Annotated in this window: 21 protein-coding genes; 15 read left to right on the forward strand and 6 right to left on the reverse strand. The window is 61.1% G+C overall.

All coding sequences use genetic code 11. From position 1 onward, the window contains the following. The first annotated feature begins 134 nt into the window (after positions 1–134). From QOU61_RS14945 to QOU61_RS14955, 3 genes are all read left to right on the forward strand, one after another. Positions 135–1634, forward strand: a complete 1500-nt coding sequence (locus QOU61_RS14945) for an aminotransferase class V-fold PLP-dependent enzyme (protein ID WP_289659633.1) — start codon at positions 135–137, stop codon at positions 1632–1634. Positions 1635–2802: 1168 nt separating this feature from the next. Further along, the gene (locus QOU61_RS14950) at positions 2803–3021 is read left to right on the forward strand and encodes a hypothetical protein (RefSeq protein WP_289659635.1); all 219 of its coding nucleotides are present in this window, start codon (positions 2803–2805) and stop codon (positions 3019–3021) included. A gap of 543 nt (positions 3022–3564) precedes the next feature. Beyond that, positions 3565–4851, forward strand: coding sequence for a c-type cytochrome (locus tag QOU61_RS14955; protein ID WP_289659637.1), 1287 nt, complete (start codon positions 3565–3567; stop codon positions 4849–4851). Between the two features lie 225 nt (positions 4852–5076). Here the strand turns inward: QOU61_RS14955 and QOU61_RS14960 are convergent, their stop codons facing one another. After that, entirely contained in the window at positions 5077–5319 is a 243-nt protein-coding gene (locus tag QOU61_RS14960; RefSeq protein WP_289659639.1) for a hypothetical protein, read from the reverse strand. A 122-nt stretch (positions 5320–5441) separates the two neighbouring features. Then, the gene (locus tag QOU61_RS14965) at positions 5442–7412 is read right to left on the reverse strand and encodes a 4Fe-4S binding protein (RefSeq protein WP_289661525.1); all 1971 of its coding nucleotides are present in this window, start codon (positions 7410–7412) and stop codon (positions 5442–5444) included. 193 nt (positions 7413–7605) lie between these two features. Between QOU61_RS14965 and QOU61_RS14970 the strand changes: the two genes are divergently transcribed. The 10 genes from QOU61_RS14970 (at position 7606) to QOU61_RS15015 (ending at position 16782) form a co-directional block, all read left to right on the forward strand. Next, entirely contained in the window at positions 7606–8334 is a 729-nt protein-coding gene (locus QOU61_RS14970; protein WP_289659640.1) for a biotin/lipoate--protein ligase family protein, read from the forward strand. Then, entirely contained in the window at positions 8331–8867 is a 537-nt protein-coding gene (locus QOU61_RS14975) for a DUF6505 family protein (RefSeq protein ID WP_289659641.1), read from the forward strand. The genes QOU61_RS14970 and QOU61_RS14975 overlap by 4 nt, the downstream gene beginning before the upstream one ends. Beyond that, entirely contained in the window at positions 8864–9871 is a 1008-nt protein-coding gene (locus tag QOU61_RS14980) for a DUF6352 family protein (protein ID WP_289659642.1), read from the forward strand. The genes QOU61_RS14975 and QOU61_RS14980 overlap by 4 nt, the downstream gene beginning before the upstream one ends. Further along, positions 9868–10383: a DUF3305 domain-containing protein gene (locus QOU61_RS14985; RefSeq protein WP_289659644.1), complete on the forward strand. Its 516-nt coding sequence runs from the start codon at positions 9868–9870 to the stop codon at positions 10381–10383. Before QOU61_RS14980 ends, QOU61_RS14985 begins: the two co-directional genes overlap by 4 nt. Further along, complete coding sequence (locus tag QOU61_RS14990; RefSeq protein WP_289659645.1) at positions 10380–11036, forward strand: DUF3306 domain-containing protein; 657 nt, start codon at positions 10380–10382, stop codon at positions 11034–11036. Before QOU61_RS14985 ends, QOU61_RS14990 begins: the two co-directional genes overlap by 4 nt. A 119-nt stretch (positions 11037–11155) precedes the next feature. Beyond that, on the forward strand, positions 11156–11935 hold the full coding sequence (locus QOU61_RS14995) for a Cro/CI family transcriptional regulator (protein ID WP_289659647.1): 780 nt from the start codon (positions 11156–11158) through the stop codon (positions 11933–11935). Between the two features lie 28 nt (positions 11936–11963). Then, on the forward strand, positions 11964–12173 hold the full coding sequence (locus QOU61_RS15000; RefSeq protein ID WP_289659649.1) for a twin-arginine translocation signal domain-containing protein: 210 nt from the start codon (positions 11964–11966) through the stop codon (positions 12171–12173). A gap of 11 nt (positions 12174–12184) precedes the next feature. After that, the gene (locus QOU61_RS15005; protein ID WP_289659651.1) at positions 12185–15133 is read left to right on the forward strand and encodes a formate dehydrogenase subunit alpha; all 2949 of its coding nucleotides are present in this window, start codon (positions 12185–12187) and stop codon (positions 15131–15133) included. A 12-nt stretch (positions 15134–15145) separates the two neighbouring features. Further along, positions 15146–15742 carry a formate dehydrogenase FDH3 subunit beta gene (fdh3B, locus tag QOU61_RS15010; protein ID WP_289659652.1) on the forward strand — a complete coding sequence of 199 codons (597 nt, stop codon included), beginning with the start codon at positions 15146–15148 and terminating at the stop codon, positions 15740–15742. Positions 15743–15777: 35 nt separating this feature from the next. Beyond that, on the forward strand, positions 15778–16782 hold the full coding sequence (locus QOU61_RS15015) for a formate dehydrogenase subunit gamma (protein WP_289661527.1): 1005 nt from the start codon (positions 15778–15780) through the stop codon (positions 16780–16782). Between the two features lie 37 nt (positions 16783–16819). Here the strand turns inward: QOU61_RS15015 and QOU61_RS15020 are convergent, their stop codons facing one another. Then, complete coding sequence (locus QOU61_RS15020) at positions 16820–16942, reverse strand: hypothetical protein (RefSeq protein ID WP_289659653.1); 123 nt, start codon at positions 16940–16942, stop codon at positions 16820–16822. A 177-nt stretch (positions 16943–17119) separates the two neighbouring features. On the opposite strand from QOU61_RS15020, the gene QOU61_RS15025 reads away from it, so the two are divergent. Beyond that, on the forward strand, positions 17120–17392 hold the full coding sequence (locus QOU61_RS15025) for a hypothetical protein (protein ID WP_289659654.1): 273 nt from the start codon (positions 17120–17122) through the stop codon (positions 17390–17392). Between the two features lie 93 nt (positions 17393–17485). Then, the gene (locus QOU61_RS15030; protein WP_289659655.1) at positions 17486–17683 is read left to right on the forward strand and encodes a hypothetical protein; all 198 of its coding nucleotides are present in this window, start codon (positions 17486–17488) and stop codon (positions 17681–17683) included. 63 nt (positions 17684–17746) lie between these two features. On the opposite strand, the gene QOU61_RS15035 is transcribed toward QOU61_RS15030, so the two are convergent. The 3 genes from QOU61_RS15035 to QOU61_RS15045 all read right to left on the reverse strand — a co-directional run bounded on the left by QOU61_RS15035 (position 17747) and on the right by QOU61_RS15045 (position 20676). Continuing rightward, on the reverse strand, positions 17747–18193 hold the full coding sequence (locus QOU61_RS15035) for a DUF992 domain-containing protein (RefSeq protein WP_289659656.1): 447 nt from the start codon (positions 18191–18193) through the stop codon (positions 17747–17749). Between the two features lie 46 nt (positions 18194–18239). Then, positions 18240–19421 carry a 6-phosphofructokinase gene (locus tag QOU61_RS15040; RefSeq protein ID WP_289659657.1) on the reverse strand — a complete coding sequence of 394 codons (1182 nt, stop codon included), beginning with the start codon at positions 19419–19421 and terminating at the stop codon, positions 18240–18242. A 109-nt stretch (positions 19422–19530) separates the two neighbouring features. Continuing rightward, positions 19531–20676 carry a fructose-1,6-bisphosphatase gene (locus QOU61_RS15045; protein WP_289659659.1) on the reverse strand — a complete coding sequence of 382 codons (1146 nt, stop codon included), beginning with the start codon at positions 20674–20676 and terminating at the stop codon, positions 19531–19533. Positions 20677–22005: the final 1329 nt, after the last annotated feature.

The raw sequence follows: 22005 nt of genomic DNA on the forward strand, positions 1-22005 counted from the left end.
ATCGCCGAAGGAGGTTCGGGGGGTGAAGCCGGTCATCGCCGGCTCGGCGCAGAATCCACCCCTGGTTTCGCACCACCAACGATGCCGTACCGCAGCGCGCGCAAGTCAAACGCTTTATTTTCGGAGCTCTCGCAATGACCATGGTCAGCCAACATTATCTGCAAGCGCGTAAGCTGCTGGACGATTTTAGGACGGATCTTGCCGGGCCGGATCGTCTCGAGCGTATGGCTTCCGACCTCATCGGCAAAGACGCGCCGATCGTCGGACCATTCGGCTCGAAACGACTTGTCTATGCCGACTACGTGGCCTCCGGACGCGCGTTGATGAGCATCGAGCAGTTCATTCTATCGAATGTGCTGCCATACTACGCCAACAGTCATACCGAGGCGTCCTATTGTGGCGGTGCCATGACCGGATTTCGCCGCGCGGCGCGCGAAACTGTCGCGGCCTGCTGCGGCGCCACCGACGAGTATGCCGTGATCTTCACAGGCTCTGGCGCGACTGCCGGTCTGAATCGTCTGGTCAACCTGCTCGGCGTGACCGAAAGCATGGCTGCCGGTGTGCGACCGCGGATCATTATCGGTCCTTATGAACATCATTCGAATATCCTTCCCTGGCGCGAAAGCGGCGCAGAGATTGTTGAGATTCGGGAAGCCGCATCGGGTGGGCCCGATCTCGGCGAAATCGATGCGGCGTTGGCGGACGCCGATGGCCGCCTCGTGATCTGTGCACTTTCTGCAGCATCGAACGTCACCGGCATCGTTTCCGACGTTGCCGGGCTGACCAAGCGGGTGAAGGACGCCGGGGCCAGAGTGGTATGGGACTACGCGGGCGCAGGTCCGTACTTACCTATTGTGATGGAGCCCGCCGCGGGCGCGCTCATCGACGCGGTCGTAGTATCGCCGCACAAGTTCATCGGCGGTCCGGCGGCTTCGGGCATCCTGATCGTATGCCGCGACGCCGTGGACGTGAAGAAGCCGACGTGGCCCGGCGGTGGTACAGTCAAGTTCGTCACGCCGACCGAGCACGACTATAGCGAAAGCCTTGAGGTGCGCGAGGAAGGCGGAACGCCCAACGTGGTTGGCGATATCCGCGCCGCGCTCGCCTTTCTCGTCAAGGACGCGATTGGCGTCAACACCATGGCGAAACGCAATGCCGAGTTACGTGCGCGCGCGTTGGCGGCGTGGAGCGGGATCGACCGCCTCGAGCTTCTCGGTAACACGCGGGCCGAAAGCCTTCCGATCTTCTCGTTCAGGATAGGGGACGGCAACGGAGGTCATATCCATCAACAACTCGTCACACGAATGCTGAGCGACCGCTTCGGTATTCAGGCGCGTGGCGGCTGCGCTTGCGCTGGGCCCTACGTTCATCGCCTGTTGTGCATCGACGATGAGGAATCGAGCATGTTGCGCCGCCTGATCGCCGATGGCGATGAGCTTCGCAGGCCGGGCTTCATACGGCTCAATTTCGGCGTCCTGCTGACCGACGATGAGGTGGACTTCATTCTGGGGTCGGTTGTTCAGCTTGCCAACGATGCGACTGGATTCGTGGATCGCTATTCGGTCGATGTCAGTCGGGCGATTTTCTTTCCGCGCGAGGCGGGAGATGCGCAGATTGTTTCGGCAGCGAGTTGAAGAAAAGCGAACCCTGCCGAGCGTTGCGTCGGAGTTGCTGGCGTTTCCAGATAGCCAGCGCCAGGCGGTCACGGCACCGCTGCGTGTTATCCTTGCAGCGGCGTGAGATCGGTGGCGGCGAGTTTGGGGCGGATCAACATGTTGAAGGAACTTATTCGGACAGCGAATTTCTCCACAAGGCTGAGTGGCTCGAGACGCCGTCGCTCTATCGCAGCATCGGATTGAGGGACGCGGGCCTTTGCGAAGGGTAGAAGTCCTTTCCGAGCATCTCCTTCAGCGTCGACACATCCAGCATCGACTCGGCCAGCAGCTTCTTGAGCTTGCGGTTCTCCGCTTCGATATTCTGGTCGGCGGGGTTTGTTCCAGTCAGCTTTGTCTAGTTTGATCTGGCCGTTCACCCTCTATTGAGGTGTTGGGCCATTTGAGCTGAGGCTGGACTCAGATCCTTCTTGTTAGAGCAATCGTGCTCCGCATTGCTCTCTCTTGCTCGCCACCATCTTTATTCTACTTGAATAGGAAGCGCATTCAGGCAAAGGATGCGCGCAAACCGCTTTGAGAGGTCAGCCAAGACCCTGCACTGCCATGGTGTTTGTCCAATTGCGACGAATGGTTAAATAATTGAAATCGCAAGACTATCGCTTTTCCGTGGCGCCCATGATGGACTGGACTAAAATAGCAATCTGTTCAAGATATTAGAAGCCGGCGTGTGCACGACGTGTGCACCGGGAGATCAAGAAAAATCTTGTGACAACCAGTGTGAGCAGGCCCTTTGGCGTGAGGCACGGCGACGATGTGCACGACAAAGGTTCTCCGGGCGCAAGAGGAGGTGTGCGAGCGACGGAGGATGAGCAAGCCTTAGTTGTCGGAGGTGAAAGACAGTCACACGTCACTGCGCAGGAAGCGCGCCAATCTGCGCCGTCTTGTAATGCCTCCTGAAGATTGTTCGCTTTACCAGCCAAGTACAGGCCCTGCCGTCCCGCGCGGTCGGCGAATCTCGCTCCAGAGACGAAGGCGACTTGATCTGCATGTGTTCCAAATCAGGAACCTGACAAGCGCTCAGCGCAAGAATCTTCGGAGGTGTGAGGAGGCTCACACCCTCACGTCGCGCTTCGCACTAATCAGGTCGCTGCAAAAGTTTCCTGAATTTCAGCTGAACAGGAGATTTCGCATGAAGCCTCTGATTATTATTTTTTTCATCGCCGCTATCGGTCTGCTTACAGCTGTTACCGCCATCCCGCGATCACACTCGGGCTCGACGAGTGGGCGCGCCGGAACAGCAAGCATGTCGACATTACAAGACATGCAAAGCGCCCGCGGCGCAGACAAGCTGCCGGCTGAGGACTTTGACGATCGGTCATTGGTCTTTCCGAGGGCAACGAAGCGCTAAGTAGAAGGCCACGTAGCAGACACAGCGAGGGCTCGCAAAAGGCTCCGCGCTTGAAGGAACATCGAGGGCGAACGAAGCTTGGTAGAGCGGCGAGGCCTACGGGCTCAAGAATGCGACCGGAATCGGGTAGCTGTGCCCCAAAAGGCCAAGTGATTCCAATTCGTCTCGATGAGCGTCGACTTCCAAAAGGGCCAAGAGAAACGCCAGCACGACTACTGTATAGATAAGGGACGGTGACGTTTCAGCGCGCACGTCTCCGCGGCGTGGCGGAAGCGAATCGCGAAATGATCGCCACAGCGAGATGAAATGCAGATACGTTCTAGGTCGTATTTGCATGCCGTCATCCTCGACGTGTGGAACAACCATAGGATCTGGCTATATTGGGTTCAAGCCGAACCTATTGCGGCGTTGCGTAGCAGGCTCCGTCCCGCGGCGCAGCATGGAAACTGAACAACGACCTCGGTCGTTGATGCGGGTTGCGAAAATGCAAAAATTCCTGCGTGGCCGCGAGCGACGTGCCTAGGCTGATCCGAAAAACCGCCGATGAATTTCGTCCCGAGTCTCAGCATCATCGCTGCCCTGCTGGCGATTTATTCAACGCCGGCGCAAGCGCAATTGACAGGCCACGGTGGGCCCGTGCGGGCGATTGCGATTTCCGGTGACGGCAATAGCGTCCTGTCGGGCAGCTTCGACACTGCCGCCATCCGATGGTCGCTCAAGACCGAATACGCCGAGCAGGTCCTTCGCTTTCATTCGGACGCCGTGAACGCAGTCGCCTTCCTGAAGGATGGGCGCATGGCGACCGCCGGAGCGGACGCGCGGATAGCGATCTGGACGCCTGGCCGGCCGCGGCCGGATCAGGTTTTGGAGGGCCATCGCGCGCCAATCGCTTCGCTCGCTGTCTCGCCGGACGGCGCGAAGCTCGCCACTGCGTCGTGGGATCACACGGTTCGCGTCTGGTCGCTTGCTGACGGTGGCCAGCAGGTGCTGGAGGGGCATGCGCAGAACGTAAATGGAGTCGTTTTCACTCCGGACGGACGATCGCTCGTCAGTGTCGGTTACGATCACGAGTTGAGGATCTGGCCAAGGACGGGCGGAACGCCGGACGTCATCGTGCTCCCGTCACCTCTTAACGCACTGACGGTCGCTCCTGACGGCGAAGTCGTGACGGGTGGCGCCGATGGAAAGCTGCGCTTTCTCACCTCGGAGGGTCAGGAAACGGGCGAGGCGCAAGCCGGCGCGACGCCAATCATCGCGCTGGCGATGTCGCGGGACGCCACGTTGATCGCTGCTGCAGCAATTGGCGGCGTCGTGGCCATCTTCGATCGAAAGGCGCGGAGCATCGCCCGAACGTTGGGCGATTCCGGTTCGCCGGTGTGGTCAGTCGTGTTCCTGCCGGACAACGTAACATTGCTGACGGGCGGAGCCGACGGCAAGATCCGACGCTGGAATGCGCGGACTGGCGATCCCATCGGCTCTTCGTTGCAAGCCACGGCACGCGATCCGCTTGCCGCCTATGCGGGAGATCACGGTGCCGAGGTGTTCAGGGCGTGCATTGCCTGCCACACCTTGTCGGACAAGGAGGTGCAGCGCGCGGGCCCCACGCTTGCGGGCTTGTACGGCCGCAGGATTGCGTCCCTTCCCGGCTACCGCTTCTCAGAAGCCCTGAAGGGCATGAACATCGTGTGGACGCCGGAAACAGTATCAAAGCTGTTCGAGGTCGGTCCGAACGCCTATACGCCGGGGACAAAGATGCCGGAGCAACGCATTGGATCGGCGGAAGACCGCAAGGCGCTCACCGATTTTCTCGCGCGTGCGACATCGAACTAGTGTGGCGGTTCAGAAATCCGCATCATTATCGCAGCAAGTTCGTCATGCGGACTTCTGAACAAAAGCCACTAGAATCATATGTTTGCTAGTGTCCTTTCGAATCCGAAGTTCGCTAAGTGCCCGTCGCGAAATGTTGCGAACTTCGGATTCGGGACACTAGACTGTCATCGGATCCGCGGATCAACGAAAGTCTCACCTGTTGGGCTCGTGCTTCGGCTTGTTTGTCTAGAAGCCGGGCCATTCCTCGACTGGAAGGTCCGTCAAATCCGGACGGTCTTTGAGCATCGTCGTGACGTCAATGTTGGGATGGCTCTTCATAGCCTCCGTCACGCAATTGTTGACGTATTTCCGGCGCGAGAGCCACTTGATCTTCTTGCCTTTGGCCTCCGCCTTACAGGCCACGATCGCCCGCTTGAGGGCGGCCTTGTCAGCCTTGGATGGGCTCGCGGCCTCGGCAGGCCAAGGCATCACCGCAGCGATGCTAACGAAAAGCACGGCAATGATGGACGCAACTGTGGTGAATCGAGACATAACCCGCCGCCGGTTTTTTTGTTGCTCCGCGAATAGCTGCTCGTTTGTGTGTCAGAACCTCAATCCTTGTTTTCGCGCCGGCGCAAATAGTCGTCCGTCGTGCGCGGCGGCGCGCGCGCCGGAATGTCCTTGAACGGATCGAACTGCTGCTCGCTCATGGCGATGACGCGGCAGTCCGCGCACATTCTGACCACGTCCATCCGCTTGTCGCCTGTGGGATACATCCAGTGCCGGCCCTCGAGTTTCGCGGCGATCTTGTCGATCGTGCTCTTCACGCCAAAGGGCTTGTTGCAGCGGATGCAAAACGCTGGCTCTTCTTCCTTGATGATCTGGGCCGCCGCCCTGGCTGCACGGAAATCGATCTGCGGCTTCAGCGTAATGACCTTCTCCGGGCAGGTGCTCTGGCACAATCCGCACTGCACACAGGCGTCTTCGACGAATTTGAGCACGGGACGTTCGGGATCATCGCGGAGAGCGCCGGTGGGACAGACTGAGACACAGGACAGGCACAAGGTGCATCCCTCGATGTTGACGCTGATCGTGCCGAGCGGCGCGCCTTCCGGCAGCGCAATCACGTCAACGGGGCCGGGTGCCACGCGGTGCAGCTCGCTCAGGGCAAAGCGAAGCAGATCGGGCCGCTTGCCGACCGTCTTGAAAGTGGCGGGGCGCTCGACGGCCGGAGCTGGCCCGATTCTCTTGAGCGTCTCGCCGAGCGCATCAGGATCCTCGGTTTCGACCGTTGCGACCGGGCAGCCCAAAAATCCAAGGCCGGAAAGAATGGCATCGGCCGTCGCAATCGTCTGCGAAAGCCCGGTGACGTCGTGCAATGGCTTTGCGCGGAGAAGGAAACGCACACCAGCCGCGCCGTAGGCGAAGGCGGCCACGATCGCCTCCAGACCAACTTGCGTCACCTCATTCACCGCAAAGGGCAGCACAGTAGCCGGCAGACCGTCACCATGGCGGGCGAGCGCATCGATCAGCGCGCTGCCGTGTCGGCTGTCGTGGAACAGCACGACGGCATTGGCGCCGCCGGCTTCTCGGTAGGTCAAGAGCATCGCTCGCAATTTGTGCAGCAAGGTGTCGCCAGGCGGCAGGGCATAGGTTGCAGCGCCCGTCGGACAGGCCGCGGCGCACTGGCCGCACCCGGCGCAGATCTCCGCGTCGATTTTGACGTGATCGCCATGCGGCGTGATCGCGCTGGTTGGGCAGAGATCAAGGCAACGATGACAACCGGTCAGCTTCGAGCGCGAATGGGCGCAAAGCGATGCGGTGAAGTTGACGTATTTCGGCTTGTCGAAATTGCCGACAAGGTCGCGCGCCTTGAGCACCGCACGCAGCATCGCGGTCGGATCTCGCGGATCCGCGCGGAGATAACCGTCGCGCAAATCATATGCGGGAAAAAGCGGTGTTCCGCCGGAGAGGTCAAGGACGAGGTCGCAGCGCGAAGTCAGGCCATTGCGCGAGGCTTCGAAGACGAGCGAATCGCGCGAGGAGGGGTCGGGGGCAGCGTAGTCGTCGACCGTCAACTCGAAGGTTCCCAGATAGCCCTTGGCATTGCGGATCGTTCCCTTGACGATGGGGAACGATGTCGTGGCCGGAGGCGTAATCTGCGCCGGCTTTGTGATCATGACCGTTACGTCGAGGTGATCGGCAAGCAGTTGGCCTGCCTCGACTGCAACGTCGTCGCGGCCGTAGATCAGAACCACGCCGTCGCTCTTCAAGGCAACGAATGGATAAGCGGGCTCAGCTTCGGACGCAGCTGCGAGCAGCGCTGCCATTTTTGGGCCTGCCTTGGCTCCCTCGACCGACCAGCCGGCCGTCTCGCGCAGGTTGACGAAGTCAATTTTCCCGGCACGTTCTCCGGCCTCGCGGCGGAACAGCGGGGCCTCCTGTGTGCAGCCGACGAGGAGCGATCCTTCTGCCCTCGCTGCACTGCGAAAATGATCAAGCTCGGCCCGGCAGAGCTGGCGGAACTCGGCGATTTCGCTTTTGCGGCATCCTCGCTTAACAGCGGCCGTATCGAGATGCATCGTGTCTTCGCACGAGCAGATCAGGATCGATTTCGACGGATCCGGCATGCGCACAGCCTTTTACCTCGCAAAGAGGTCGGCGGAAGGACGGCGAGCGGACTCGCATAGACCCTTCTGCTTCATCAAGCTATTCTCACAAAGGGAGAAAAGGAAGCTGGAGGTCCGACTGACACCGACAGCCGCCAGGCGCTCATTGGTCTCGGAGCCAATCAATCTGCCTCCGCCATTCACGCTGGTGAGGCTGCGCGAGAGCCGTGACGCCTTCGCCCACGCCATCGAAATCGCCGAGGAGAGTGGGGCAGGTACGCTGACCTATGTGGGACGGTTCGACCTTGCCGAGTTCGCCGTCGTGCTTGAACCCGGCGAGGCCTTGCGCGCCGCGCGCCGGGCCTTCTATGCCGCGATGGTGGCGCTAACCGACGCCCTGCGCGCGTATGCACCGCCAAACAAGGAGATCGCGATCGACTGGCCGGACGCGATCCGTGTCGACGGCGGCCTTGTCGGTGGCGGGCGGCTTGGCTGGCCGTCGTCCACGAAAGAGGATGAGCCGCCGCGCTGGCTGGTGTTCGGCGCCATGATCCGGACAGTCGCGATGACCGACGGTGAAGCGGGCGTGCGTCCGCTTGCCTCCGCACTCGACGAGCAGGGCTTTGGCGAGGCCGGCGCGGTTCAGATCACGGAAAGCTTTGCACGGCATCTGATGCTCATCACCGACACCTGGCAGGTCGATGGTTTCGACGCCGTCGCGCGCGAATTCTTGCTCCGGTTGACGCGTGAGCAGCAGGCCGCTCATGTGATCGACGACAATGGCGATCTCCTGGTACGCCGTATCGGGCGCGACAGGCCAGATCGGCGCGATTTGAGGAAAGGCTTGCTATCGCCCTCCTGGCTCGATCCGAAGCTCGGAGGGCCGCGCCTATGAAGCTCTTGCGCACCATCGCGCTCGACCCTTCCGACACTTTCATTTTCGACGTGCCGGCGAAGCCCGGCGATTGGGCGGTGTCCGGCGCATTCCGCTTTTGTGATCGCGATCCGGCGAGCCTGAGCGGCAAGGATCGCTCGGCGTTCCGCAGCGGTTTTCTCGGCGTGCGGTCCTGGGGCTGGTCGACGCTGGCGCAAATCGTCCACGCGACCGAGGACGATCGCCGAACGTTGGTGGAACTCCTGGCGAGGCAACTGGTCGAACGGTTCGGTGCGCCGGACCTTGCAACCGCGCGCCTGGCGGCGGAGGAAGAAGTCGGATTTGCGCAGTCGCTCTGCACGCATCCCATTAGCACGCTGATCGCCGTCCACCGCTTGGCAAGCGATGGCGAGGTCCGCGAGTCATTCCGCAGATTGCAACTTCGAGAGGGGCAGGGTCACGGTAAGGCGTTCTCGTTCATGGAAATGGAGGATGACAACGAACCCAGCGATCTTAACGTTGCGAACGTGAGCGAGGAGCCGCCGCGCCGATGAAGGATTTCTGGATCGCCTGCGGCCATCACCTGCTCGATCGCGATGCGAACGGCGGGCTCGTGGTCACGGATGAGTTCCTGAAAGCCTATTTCGTGCGTCCTGAGCTGATGCCGCCGGACGTTGCTTGCGCGGTCGAGCGCCGGCTGCAAGGGGAATTGCTGGCCGATCCGCGCCGGGCAATCAGCGCGGAAGAGGTTGCCGCAATCGCCGATTTGGATGCTCGGGAGAATTGGCAATTCGTGCTGGCATTTCGCGACCTTTTGCTGTGTCATGCCACGTTGGAGGCGGCCTATCTCGCCTTGATCCGCTCGGGATCCGTCAACTTACCGCCGCTGTTTGTGAACCAGCTCGTTCACGTGATCCTGCGCAACGCGCTTGATGGATGCGAGGATCCATTCGTGCTGCGGGCGGCGGAGCTGTTCTTTCGGCCGCAGCGCATCATTCCGCATGAACATTCCCTGCTGCTGGGCGACGAGGAAGTCATCGGCAGCCCTAGTCCGACCCCGGTGTTGTCGCTGATGTCCATGCTGGGCGCAACGTCCGGCGCCCAAGTCGATGTGCTCACCGAGGAGAACGCTGCAAGCTATTGGCAGCGCAGTGACGAGTTCGATCTTGCGCTTGATTGCACGGGCGGAGGACCGGGGCCGGCAGCGCTGGCAGATGCAATGAGACGCTGGATTTCCCATTTGCTGGGGATTGACGTCGGAATCGAGCCACTCACGGCACTGCGCGACGCAAAACTCACCTGGTATGTTGGGCTCGATGCTGAGGCCACCCGCATCGGTGACCGGCTCTGGCATGGAGAGGAGCTGGACGACCACGCCGCGAGCCGTGTGCTGACGCTATTTCGCCTCACCTTTCCCGATACCGGCCTGGTCGTTGATGCCGTCGGGCGCGAGCCGGTCTATCTGATCCTTGCAATGACCTCCGACCAGCATGTCCGGATGAAGCCACAGAATCTGTTGATGGGACTGCCGATCAGGCACCTGGAGGCTGCTACGTGAGCCGCGGCGTCGTTCCTTTGTTGCGTATTCCGGTCGGCGTCGTGGTCGAGCGCCGCAAGGCGGATTCCTCATGGACCGATTTTGTCTGGCGCGGCATCGGCGTATTGCCGGATGAGCCGGAGATAACGCCGTGGACTGTCATCCGGGAACAGGAGGGAACGACGCTCTTTTACGCCGGGAGCGCGACGGTCGATCTCTATCGTTCCGAAACTGCGCGCTACCGCGACAATCTTGCCACGGGTGTTCCCAGCATCTGGATCGTATTGAGCCCTTTGGAAGGGCCCTGGCCGTATGCGGTCACGGCCGTCACCGCGGACCCCGCGGAAGGGGAGGCATTCACCGAAGCCGGCGCCAATCTGGTCGAGGCGGTGCCGATGCCAGAGGTGCTGCATGAGGCGATTGAAAAATTCATCGCCGAGCACCACGTCGAGGCGGAGTTCGTCAAACGCGAGCGGCGCCGCGCCGATCCGGAGGCGCTTGCGCGGCGGCACCGTGAAGATGGGCACGAATGAGCGACGAGCAATTCCTGGCGCGCTGGTCGCGCCGCAAGCAAGAGGCGAAGGCTGGTCACGTTGAATCAGCCCCCGAAGAGGCTGCTGAGACGCAAGGGTCGGCGCCGTCCGACCGTGCCGCGGCGGAACCGATTCCCCCGGAGCGGGATCTTTCGAACTTGCCCCCAATTGAATCAATTGATGCTGTCACCGACGTCACGGCTTTTCTGCGCGAGGGCATTCCGCAGGAGCTGCGCCGTGCGGCGCTTCGTCGCGCCTGGAGCGCCGATCCCGTTATCCGCGATTTCGTGGGGCTGGCGGAAAACGCCTGGGACTTCAATGACTCGAACGCCATGCCTGGCTTCGGTCCGCTGGACTATTCGCCCGAGCAGGTTGACGCACTCGTCCGCCGCATCGTCAGAGGGGTGGTGGAGACCGCTGATTGCCTCCCCAATTCGCTCGCAGAGGTGGCCGAAGACGCTGCGCGATCGGCCCCCGCGGATGCCAGTTTTGCGGAATCACCCAGTCCGGTGAAGGCGACCACGGATCCTCGACCGTCAGAGGAGACCGCCGCAGCGGAATCGCTGTCAAATTCTGTTGCATCGCAACCAGCGGCTGCGAGTGAAGAAACTCCCCCTGCGCCCCGGACGCATGGCGGAGCGTTGCCTCGCTAGACTGCGACTAAATGCGATAGCCTCAGGCTATGGCTATCAATTGACCGCTCCCCGGCACGCGCCTAATCTTTGTTAAGCGAACGCAATCAAGCGCTTGGCCCCTTGGATGGGAGGTCGGCATGCGCGATGCGGGCCTCGAACTTGCCATCGATGCGGCGGGCGGCGTTGCTCAGCTTGCCCGAAAAATCGGTATTGCCCAGCCCTCAGTATCGAACTGGAACACGGTGCCGGCGCAGCGCGTGATTGCGGTCGAAGCCGCCACAGGCGTGTCGCGCAAGGTGCTTCGTCCCGATCTCTACAGTGAGCCTGCTGTTACGGACGACGCGGTTGATCCGATCGATGCTAGGCGCGTACAGGAATACGCGCTGTTGGCAACCTTGCTTGCGTCGGCGCCGTCGGCCGCATTGCTCGAGCAGATCGCGCAACTGCGCGACGATGCGACGCTGCTGGGACGAGCCCACGCAGCTCTCGCGGAAGCCGCGGTAACGGCGGTCGCATCCGAAGTTGAGCGCGAATATTTCGATCTGTTCGTCGGTCTCGGCCGCGGCGAGTTGCTGCCTTACGCATCCTATTATCTGACCGGTTTTCTCAACGAACGCCCGTTGTCGCGCCTGCGCGACGATCTCGCCACGCTCGGCATCGAGCGGGTGGAGAACAATTTTGAACCCGAGGATCATGCGGCGACCCTGTGCGAGATCATGGCGGGTCTTGTGGCGGCGCGGTTTCCTGCATCGCCGGATGCACAGCGCGCCTTCTTCGAGAAGCATGTGTCCCGCTGGATGGGACGTTTATTCGCCGACATGGAGAAGGCGGAAAACGCCAAATTCTATCGATCGGTCGGGACGCTTGGGCGCGCGTTTTTGGAGATTGAAACTGAAGCTTTCACATTCGCCAACTGACCAGCGCCGCTGGTCCAGGAGAGATGCGATGAGGGACGAGAAGAAGACGACGGTTGCCCGCCGCGATTTCCTTCGCAAGGTCGGCATCGGCACGGTCGGTGCGGGGGCGACGCTGGCAACACCCTTGCTGACGCCCGCGCAGGCCGACAGCGAGACCGACGACGAGAAACGCAAGGCGCGTTACAAGGAAACCGACCATGTGAAAGCCTACTACCGCGTCAATCGTTATCCTTCTTGAAGGAGGCGGCCGTGCTGATCAAGAGAACATCACAGCGTTCCGAATCCGCTTCCCGCGGATCGATTGCTGCAGCCCTGTCCGGGCAAGGCAACGGCCTCGACCGCCGTGCGTTCCTGCGCCGATCAGGCCTCGCCGGTGGCGCTCTCGCCGCGTTGGGCACGCTGCCAGTCGGCAGCGTCCGAAAGGCGCAAGCGGCCATGGCAGGTCCTCTCACCTCGGGAGCGACCACTCGCAAGAGCGTCTGCACGCATTGCTCGGTTGGATGCACCGTGACCGCGGAAGTGCTGAACGGGGTATGGATCGGCCAGGAGCCGAGCTGGGATTCCCCGATCAATCGCGGATCGCACTGTGCCAAGGGTGCTTCCGTGCGTGAGCTTGTGCACAGCGAGCGGCGGCTGCGCTATCCGATGAAGCTCGTGAATGGGCAATGGACACGCGTGTCCTGGGACACCGCGATCAACGAGATCGGCGACAAGCTCCAGGAAATACGCGAGAAGTCGGGCCCCGATTCCGTTTATTGGCTCGGGTCGGCCAAGATGACAAACGAAGGCGCCTATCTGTTCCGCAAGCTCGGCGCGTTCTGGGGAACCAACAACACCGACCATCAGGCGCGCATCTGCCATTCGACAACCGTCACCGGCGTAGCCAACACCTGGGGTTACGGCGCGATGACCAACAGCTTCAACGACATCCGCAATGCCAAGACCCAGATCATCATGGGCGGCAATCCGGCCGAGGCGCATCCGGTATCGCTCCAGCATCTGCTCGAAGGCAAGGAGCTTCAAAAGGCCAACTTCATCGTCATCGACCCGCGCCTGACGCGAACCGCGGCGCACGCAACTGAGTATGTGCGCATGCGGCCGGGCACCGACATCCCGGTGCTTTACGGCATGATGTGGCACATCCTCCAGAACGGGTGGGAGGACAAGGAGTTCATAAAGCAGCGTGTCTACGGTTTTGATGATCTCCGGAAAGAAGTGGAGAAGTGGAATCCCGAAGAAGTCGAACGCGTCAGCGGCGTTCCCGGCGAACAGCTCAAACGCGTCGCCAAGCTTTTGGCCACCGAGAAGCCGGCAACGCTGATCTGGGCCATGGGGCAGACCCAGAAGACCGTCGGTACCGCCAACGTGCGGGCAAGTTGCATCGCACTGTTGCTGACCGGAAATGTCGGCGCCCCCGGCACCGGTGCCAACATCTTCCGCGGCCACGACAATGTGCAGGGAGCGACCGACGTCGGGCTCGATATCGTCACGCTGCCGTTCTATTACGGCCTTGCCGAGGGCGCGTGGAAGCACTGGTCGCGGGTTTGGGAAGTCGACTACGACTATCTGTTGTCGCGCTTCGACTCCAAGCAGATCATGGAAACCCCGGGTATTCCTCTCACCCGCTGGTTCGAAGCGGTGACGCTGCCGAAAGATCAGGTCGCGCAGAAAGACAATGTGCGGGCGGTTTTCGTGCAGGGACACGCCAGCAACAGCATCACCCGCATTCCGGAATCGATGAACGGTTTGAAGGCGCTCGACCTGCTCGTCGTCGCCGACCCGCATCCGACCACCTGGGCCTCGCTCGCGGTGGAGGCCGGACGTAAGGATGGCCTCTACATTCTTCCGGTTGCCACGCAATTCGAGTGCAAGGGGTCGCGCGTCGCCTCGAACCGCTCGCTGCAATGGGGCGAGCAGATCGTCAAACCGGTATTCGAATCGAAGGATGACCTAGAGGTCATGTATCTGGTGGCGAAGAAACTCGGCTTCGCCGACAAGATGTTCAAGAACGTCAAAGTCGAGAACAATCTTCCCGAGGCTGAGGATATCCTGCGCGAAATGAACCGCGGCAGCTGGTCGACCGGTTACTGCGGCCAGTCACCCGAGCGTCTCAAGGCGCACATGAAGAACCAGGCCAAGTTCGACTTCTTGACCATGCGCGCGCCCAAGGACGATCCAGAAGTCGGTGGCGACTATTACGGCCTGCCCTGGCCGTGCTGGGGGTCGCCGGAAGTCAGGCATCCGGGCACCCCGCTGCTCTACAACACCAATCTCCACGTGATGGATGGCGGCGGCACGTTCCGGCCGCGCTTCGGTATTGAGCGCGAGGAGAAGCTACCTGACGGCACGACGCGGAAGGTCAGCCTGCTCGCAGACGGTTCGTACTCAAAGGATTCGGAGATCAAGGACGGCTATCCGGAATTCACGCTGGCGAGCCTGAAGAAGCTCGGCTGGGACAAGGATCTGACCGAGGCGGAAATGGCTACCATCACCAAGGTCAACTCTGCCAATCCGGATACGGTGTCGTGGTCGCTCGACCTGTCTGGCGGTATCCAGCGCGTTGCGCTGATGCACGGCTGCGTGCCTTACGGTAACGGCAAGGCGCGCATGAATGCGTTCGGCTTGCCCGATCCGATTCCGGTTCATCGCGAGCCGATCTACACGCCGCGCGTCGATCTGGTCGCGAAATATCCGACGCTGCCCGACGCCAAGCAGTTCCGAATGCCCAATATCGGCTTCTCTGTGCAGAAAGCGGCGGTCGAGAAGGGGATCGCCAAGCAGTTCCCGCTCATCCTCTCCTCCGGTCGGCTCGTCGAGTATGAGGGCGGTGGCGAGGAGACGCGAACCAACCCGTGGCTCGCCGAGCTTCAGCAGGACATGTTCATCGAGATCAGCCCGGCTGATGCCGCCGATCGCGGCATCAAGGACGGCGGCTGGGTCTGGGTCACCGGCGCCGAAAATAATTCGCGCGCCCGGATGAAGGCGCTCGTAACCGAGCGTGTCGGCAAGGGCGTCGCCTGGATGCCTTTCCACTTTGGCGGCTGGTTCGCAGGCAAGGATCTTCGCGGCAACTATCCGAAGGGCACCGACCCGATCGTTCTCGGCGAAAGCGCGAACACGATCACCACCTACGGATACGATCCGGCGACCGGCATGCAGGAGCCCAAAGTCACTCTTTGCCAGATCGCGGCAGCATAGGGAGCAACGACCATGGCACGTATGAAATTCCTCTGCGACGCCGACCGTTGCATCGAGTGCAATGCCTGCGTCACCGCCTGCAAGAACGAGCATGAGGTGCCCTGGGGCATCAACCGGCGCCGCGTCGTCACCCTCGATGACGGCAAGCCAGGAGAACGATCGATCTCGATGGCCTGCATGCACTGCACCGACGCGCCCTGCGCGGCCGTCTGCCCTGTGAATTGCTTCTACACGACTGCCGACGGCGTCGTGCTTCACTCCAAGGATCTGTGCATCGGTTGTGGCTATTGCTTCTACGCCTGTCCGTTCGGTGCACCGCAATACCCGAAGGTCGGCAATTTCGGCTCCCGCGGCAAAATGGACAAATGCACGTTCTGCGCCGGCGGCCCCGAGGCCGACGGCAGCAAGGAGGAGTACGAGAAATATGGAGCAAACCGTCTCGCCGAGGGCAAATTGCCGCTCTGCGCCGAGATGTGCTCGACCAAGTCGCTGCTTGCGGGCGACGGAGAGATCATCGCCCAGATCTACAAGGAACGTGTGATGAAGCGCGGTTACGGCTCCGGGGCCTGGGGCTGGAAGACCGCCTATCACGAGACGATCGAGTCCTGACGTTGCCCGTGGTCGCGCAAGATCGGGAGGAACTGATGGCGTGTTTTGCACGATTAATTCGGCTAGCGATTGGCGCGGGCGCGCTCCTGTTGCTCGTCTCCGCGGCTTCACCGTCCATTGCCCAGCAGATCAATCCGACTGCAAGCGCGGTAAAGGAGCGGCAGCTCTTGCAGGAGCTGAACCGGATCCAGGGACGCGTGAGCATTCCTGATCAGCGCTCAGGCGTGCTGGAGCAGCCTGCGGGGCGCGAGTGGCGGGAATTCCGAAATGTCACCCTGCGCTGGATCGGTGGCATCGCCATTCTTGGCATGCTCGCGGCGCTGATCATCTTCTACCTCCGCCGCGGCATGGTGCGACTGGAGAGCGGTCGTTCCGGCCGGACCATCGTGCGCTTTACGTCATTCGAGCGCTTCGTGCATTGGATGACCGCGACCTGCTTCATCATTCTGACGATTTCCGGATTGAACATAACCTTCGGACGTCCGTTGCTCCTGCCGCTGATCGGCCACGAGGCGTTTTCCGAATGGTCGCAGTGGGCCAAGTATGCGCACAACTATTTGAGCTTCCCGTTCACCATCGGCGTCGTGCTGATCTTCTTGATGTGGATTGCAGGAAACATCCCCAATAAGGTGGACGTCGACTGGGTCAAGCGCGGTGGCGGTATGGTGGGTCACGATCATCCGCCGGCCTATCGTTTTAACGCCGGCCAGAAGGCGATCTATTGGATCGTGGTGATCGGCGGTGGCCTGGTGGCGGCCACCGGATATGAGCTGATGTTCCCCTTCTATCTGTCAGGTATCGAAGGGATGCAGCTTGCGCAGATCGTCCACTCGATCGTGGCGATGCTGTTCGTGGCGGCGATGGTGGCGCACATCTACATCGGCACGATCGGCATGGAAGGCGCGTTCGAGGCGATGGGCAGCGGCACCGTCGATGTCAACTGGGCGAAGGAGCACCATAGTCTCTGGCTTGAAGAGCAGAATGCGCGTACCGGTGCAAACGACGCGCGACCGCATCCCGCCGTCACTGCGGCGGAGTAGTAGGGACACGCGGTCTTAGGCGTTCAGCGCACGCTCGCTAAAGCCGCACGCCCGTCGTTGCAAAGGCCTGTTCGACCGGCTCCTGCACGCGGTTGAGAACCACGGCCCCGACTGCCGCCACGACGATGGCGACCATGCAGGCGAGCAAGAAGACTCTCATTGCAGTTCTCCCAAAGAGACCGGGATGTCGCAAGAGTTTACACAAAACGGCTCGTCGCGGACAATGCTGTCCTGTGCCGGTGAGGAGCTATGGTTCGAAGTGCTTGCAGGTATAGCCTGTGTGTACCGAAAGCCGTATCCGTGTTGATGACGTGATGGAGTCGCCTAAGCTGGCGGAATGATCGGGCTGCTCTGTTTCGCTCTGGCCGTCCTGACCTCGCCGTTCAAGTCGAAGTTGCGGCTTGAAGCTGAGAACGCGGTGCTTCGACATCAATTGATGGTCTTGCGGCGGAGGTTGCGTGGTCGCGTCCGGCTCACGAACCATGATCGCTGGTTCCTGATCACCGAACACGGTTACGGTGCGATTTTTCGTTGCCATCATGACTCAAAACCGCCGATTCTGCCTTTTGCTTTCCAATCGGGCGCAGTCCGCCAACCCGCGCGGCAATGAGGCCGCTCGCATCGTCGGTGTTTTCAATGTCACTCCTGTTTCAGGAGTGCGCCGCTTGAGTTACGATTGGAGCTTGGATCAAGGAAACTGGTCATGACTACGTACACGGTCGGGTTGAAACTCCAGACGCGCGCCAAGGCACTGACGATCGAAGCTGAAGACGCATTACTTGCAGCCCTCAAGATCAAGCTTGAGAACCCCGAGGCGCTCATCACGTACGTTCGCAAATCGAATCGGCGTGGTGACCGTCGCCACCCACATGAAGCGCTGGGGAATAGGAAATTGGCCTAACCAATATCGCGCGGATCGTTGCATTTCTCCGTTCGCCGGCGTGGGCTGTGCTGGACTGACCTCTCAGCCTGAACTCCGCTCATTTAGATTGCGATGCTCTCCAACCTGGCCGCGACGACGGGCCTTCGCGCCGGCACCGACGGTCGCCCGCGTGGCGGCGCCTGAGTAGTCGCCGGCCAGCATGCCGGGACGTCCTCCGGCGGGGGCATAGACGGCCCAACTGATGCGGCCGCCCGACGTGGCCCCAATATTAAGGCCCAACGTGTCCACGGTGCCGACGTAGGCGGGCCGCGTCGCATGGAAGCCTAGATGCATATTTTCGCGGTGCGTCCAGCAATCCCCCACGAAGGCAGCAGCGTGGCTGAGTGTAGGGCAACGACATCGGGCCGCGCGGCCCAATGCTTTGTCAACCCATTTGCCATCGAGGATGTAGACCTGCATGCAAACCGGATAGCGCGGATCGTACATCTGCGCCATTGCAGGCGATGACGCCAAGATCGTGCTCATCATGGGGGTCGACCAAGCCCTCGCCCGCCAGGGTTTACCACCTGCCGTCCTATGACGTGCGGTTGAGAAAAATCGGCAGCCCCCGCTTGTTGGCGTAGATGGGGCGGTAACGCTCCGTGTTGTAGGTGCTGGCAACGTCCAGTTTGCGCGGCCCGAGCTTGGCGTCAGGGATGGGCACGAGGTCGTAGCAGCCCTCCACCAGCGCCGACATGAGGCCGGTCTTGCCTTCCAGCATCGCATCGTAGGCCATGTTACCGAAAGTCAGTGCCACAAGCTTGTCGATGAAGTCCGGATCGCCCGATCGCAGGTCGTAGGTGAGATCAGAGACGATGGTCTCCTCGCCGGTGCGCCGCTTGATCTCGTCGGCAAGCGATTCCGCCACGTTGGCCTTCTTGCGGTGACCGTAGGCGTCGGGTTCGCCGTATTCCTGCAGCCTGAAGCCCTCCCACTCGGCGCCCTCGCTGAGCACGACCAGCGCGTAGTTGCTTGGGTTGGCGCGCTTGTCCTCGAGTAGCAGCTGGATCAGCTTGTCGAGGTTAACCTTGTACTCTGGTATGACGCATCGTATCGAGGTCGCGTACGCAGTGTAGAGAGCGGTAAATCCGGCGTCGCGGCCAAAGACGCGGAAAATGCCAATTCGCTCATGCGAGCCGACGGTGGTGCGCTGCCGCTGGATGGCATCGCTGGCGCGGGTGATCGCGGTCGAGAAGCCGATACAGTACTCGGTGTTGCGGACGTCGTTGTCCATCGTCTTTGGGATGGCGATGATCCTGACGCCGAGTTCATTGAGCTTGGCCGCATAACTGAGCGTGTCGTCGCCGCCGATGGCGATCAGGTGTTCGATGCCCAGTCCCGAAAGGTTCGCCAGCACCTGGCCAGTGAGGTCCCACGTCGCGATGCCGTCCTTGGTGCTCAGCGAGACTGGAGCATCCTTGCCGACGAGATGATTGGGCAGCTTTTTTATTTTAGACGGATTGATGCGGCTCGAGTGCAGCACGGTACCGCCGCGCCGGTCGATGGTGCGGGTGTTTTCACGGTTCAGCGGAATGACATAGTGAGACCTGCTGGCCGTGTCCTCAAGGTTCAGGTGCGTGAGGGCCTCCCAACCGCGGCGCAGACCGATGACCTCGATGTCGTTCTCACTGCCGCGATAAGTCACGCTCTTGATGACGGCATTGAGGCCGGCGACGTCGCCGCCGCCCGTAAGAATACCGATGCGTTTTTTAGCCATACCCACCTCCTGGGATCGGCATGTCGCAATAGCGCCTGCATCTGTCGATCAAATGCACGGTGAATGTCGCTCCAGCTACGGTGAATGCCGCTCCAGCTTCTGGAGGTCACTACTCGGCCGCTTCCGGCTTACACTCGTCGCGCAGCCGAAAACGCTTCACCAGCGCGGACACGGTATCGCGGAAGCCGCCATACTCCAGCTCGGAATAGGGCAGCATCGCTGCGCCAGACCAGCCCTGGCTGCGCATCTCGATGGCTTTGCGCTGCGCGCACCGGCGGACCTCGTCCCACGCGGGGTTGTCGAAGAAGTCGGTATAGGACTCGGAAAAGCGGCCTTCCTTGTCGATCGAAAAGCCGGCGCAAGAAACGATCGGCAGGCAGTACATCCCTGTCACTGGTGTATTAAGTGGCACGGGCATGAGCGGCATCACGTGCGAGCCGCGCGCATCGCCGCCCACGAAGTGCGCCTTGGCGAACGGGGAGATGATTTCCTCTGGCGCCGGGAAAATCCCCTGGTTCCGGACGATCGCGACCGGATCATCCTTGCCGGTATATTTGCCTGCGATCGAGTGCAGACGCTGCGCCGAGATGGCAACGGCGACTTTGCCATATGTTTGAGAAATGATGCGATCAATGCCGAAGCGCTCGTTGTCGCGGAGCAGCGCGGCAATGTGGTAGCTGTCCGCGGGCGCATCGAGTTCGATCACGCTGTCGCCGGCCGTGTTGTCCATGTCGATGACATGGAAACGGAATCCCTTGATCATCTGGGGCAGCATCAGCCCTGCGCAATACATGGGATCGGCAAAGGCAAGGTAGAGCGGTAGATTGTAGGCGCCGGGGCCGCATTTGTCGGCGGCGAACACCATGAAGGACTCTGCGGGTCTCGGGCCCGAGAGGCTGTGGTCGAAGCTGAGCTCGGCGACGGCCGGGCCGGCACCGCGAATGTTTCCGGAAGGCGCGTCTGCGAGAAGGTCCTGACCGGCGCCGTAGAGACCGGAAGTTTTCGCAACCGAAGTGGCCGCGAGAAACGCCTTCCACGCGAGTTGATGGATCTCGGAGCTACCTTCGCCCTTTATGTGCGTCATGATGATCGCAATGTCGTCGCCGGTATGGCAGACGAAACCGTCGATCAGCAGATCATTGCAGATCGCCTTCGCCACCTCGCGCTCGACAGTCGCCATCATGCGTGAAGACGGTTTCGTATGCCCGCCAACCGAGCCAACGTCAGCCTTGATGACTGAAAGGGTGAGTCTCATGAGCGCATCTCCGACCGGCACAGCCCAACACTTCGGCCTCGGCGCTCGCTGCGCCGGGGCACGGCGCTGCTCATTCGCGGACAAAACGTCGGTCGCTGCGATAGGTTCCACGCGCCCCGTTCCACCGGTGATCGGGATCATGCAGAATTTTCCTTAGGACGGATGCGCACCATTTGCTGCGCTGCACGAGCCGGGTTGTGGTCCGACTCAGATCTCCGGCGAGGTCCGCTTGCGCGCCGCTCTTAAGGGCATACCAGACGCGCCCTGACCCGCTGGGTCTGGGGAAGGGGTGTCGTGGTGCTGGCACTACGTTAGGCGGCTGTGTGACGAGCGGCGAGACCTTTCAATTTCGACCATCTAATCCACAACAGCAGGCGGAATTTACTACCCACAGGCGGAGACCGGTTGACCGATCCCCGTCGTCAGCGCCTCTCAAAAGCTGTGGGATTGTTGTAGCTGTCGCCAAAAGTGAGAATGGGCAGGTCCATGGCCCCGAGGCGGCATCGTTCATCCATTTGATGTTGTCGAAAGGGGCAATCTCATCATGCAGCTCGCGGATATCGTACCGCTGTCATGGGCTTGCCATCGGGGCGCAGCGGCAGTGGCCTTGGCGGAACACGATCCATAGCCATGAACCTTACCTCGCAATCCGCACTCGACATGCAAAAGCCCTAGCTTTTCAGCTAGGGCTTTGAGCGATTGGCGAGATGGCATCTGCGGGTTCAGGTCCCGAGGGAGCAGGTCCCTCCATCTCCACCTTCCTCTCCCATGTCTATGGGGAGTTCAAAGACCTCCATCAAGGAAGCCGATAACGGGGATGCTGTCCATCACTAGGAGCAGCCCCTGACTATAACCTAGTTACTTTGGCGGGGGTATCCAGCCAGCAAGGCTGCCCTTTTTTGACTTTCGACTGCAATGCGCAAAAGACCAAACCCCCGGGGAGCTGTAGCTTCCCGGGGCCTTTTCGGAATCGTCCAGATTGGTACATCCGCAATCCGACCTGACCCTAGACTGTCGTAGTCACTCCGCCTCGTGTGCTACATGTGGCAAGCGGTGCGCCATCGGCGAGATCTTTTCATGCTAGAAAGGTCTTGGCGGCTCGCTCCCGCTTATTCCAATCAGCGCGTCGCCGGTGCTCGACCGCCAACGCTTTGCGCGCCTGTTCGCTGGAGCAGACCAGCAACGCCAGCTCACGTGCCTGCCGAAGATCATCGACGGGCGGTTGGCCCCGAGGCAACGGTGTCCGCCTAGCCAAACTAAGGCGTTTCAGTCTGCCGATTCGGAGGGGCGCCTCGAAGCGCGGAGGCATATCCGAACACCGTGAGGCCG

The sequence above is a fragment of the Bradyrhizobium sp. NP1 genome (assembly GCF_030378205.1).
GTDB lineage: Bacteria > Pseudomonadota > Alphaproteobacteria > Rhizobiales > Xanthobacteraceae > Bradyrhizobium.

Excerpts from the sequence above, each read along its gene's own strand:
- QOU61_RS14945 (WP_289659633.1), top strand. The coding sequence starts at position 135 with ATGACCATGGTCAGCCAACATTATCTGCAAGCGCGTAAGCTGCTGGAC.
- QOU61_RS14950 (WP_289659635.1), top strand. The coding sequence starts at position 2,803 with ATGAAGCCTCTGATTATTATTTTTTTCATCGCCGCTATCGGTCTGCTT.
- QOU61_RS14955 (WP_289659637.1), top strand. The coding sequence starts at position 3,565 with ATGAATTTCGTCCCGAGTCTCAGCATCATCGCTGCCCTGCTGGCGATT.
- QOU61_RS14960 (WP_289659639.1), bottom strand. The coding sequence starts at position 5,319 with ATGCCTTGGCCTGCCGAGGCCGCGAGCCCATCCAAGGCTGACAAGGCC.
- QOU61_RS14965 (WP_289661525.1), bottom strand. The coding sequence starts at position 7,412 with ATGCATCTCGATACGGCCGCTGTTAAGCGAGGATGCCGCAAAAGCGAA.
- QOU61_RS14975 (WP_289659641.1), top strand. The coding sequence starts at position 8,331 with ATGAAGCTCTTGCGCACCATCGCGCTCGACCCTTCCGACACTTTCATT.
- QOU61_RS14980 (WP_289659642.1), top strand. The coding sequence starts at position 8,864 with ATGAAGGATTTCTGGATCGCCTGCGGCCATCACCTGCTCGATCGCGAT.
- QOU61_RS14990 (WP_289659645.1), top strand. The coding sequence starts at position 10,380 with ATGAGCGACGAGCAATTCCTGGCGCGCTGGTCGCGCCGCAAGCAAGAG.
- QOU61_RS14995 (WP_289659647.1), top strand. The coding sequence starts at position 11,156 with ATGCGCGATGCGGGCCTCGAACTTGCCATCGATGCGGCGGGCGGCGTT.
- QOU61_RS15000 (WP_289659649.1), top strand. The coding sequence starts at position 11,964 with ATGAGGGACGAGAAGAAGACGACGGTTGCCCGCCGCGATTTCCTTCGC.
- fdh3B (WP_289659652.1), top strand. The coding sequence starts at position 15,146 with ATGGCACGTATGAAATTCCTCTGCGACGCCGACCGTTGCATCGAGTGC.
- QOU61_RS15015 (WP_289661527.1), top strand. The coding sequence starts at position 15,778 with ATGGCGTGTTTTGCACGATTAATTCGGCTAGCGATTGGCGCGGGCGCG.
- QOU61_RS15020 (WP_289659653.1), bottom strand. The coding sequence starts at position 16,942 with ATGAGAGTCTTCTTGCTCGCCTGCATGGTCGCCATCGTCGTGGCGGCA.
- QOU61_RS15025 (WP_289659654.1), top strand. The coding sequence starts at position 17,120 with ATGATCGGGCTGCTCTGTTTCGCTCTGGCCGTCCTGACCTCGCCGTTC.
- QOU61_RS15030 (WP_289659655.1), top strand. The coding sequence starts at position 17,486 with ATGACTACGTACACGGTCGGGTTGAAACTCCAGACGCGCGCCAAGGCA.
- QOU61_RS15035 (WP_289659656.1), bottom strand. The coding sequence starts at position 18,193 with ATGATGAGCACGATCTTGGCGTCATCGCCTGCAATGGCGCAGATGTAC.
- QOU61_RS15040 (WP_289659657.1), bottom strand. The coding sequence starts at position 19,421 with ATGGCTAAAAAACGCATCGGTATTCTTACGGGCGGCGGCGACGTCGCC.
- QOU61_RS15045 (WP_289659659.1), bottom strand. The coding sequence starts at position 20,676 with ATGAGACTCACCCTTTCAGTCATCAAGGCTGACGTTGGCTCGGTTGGC.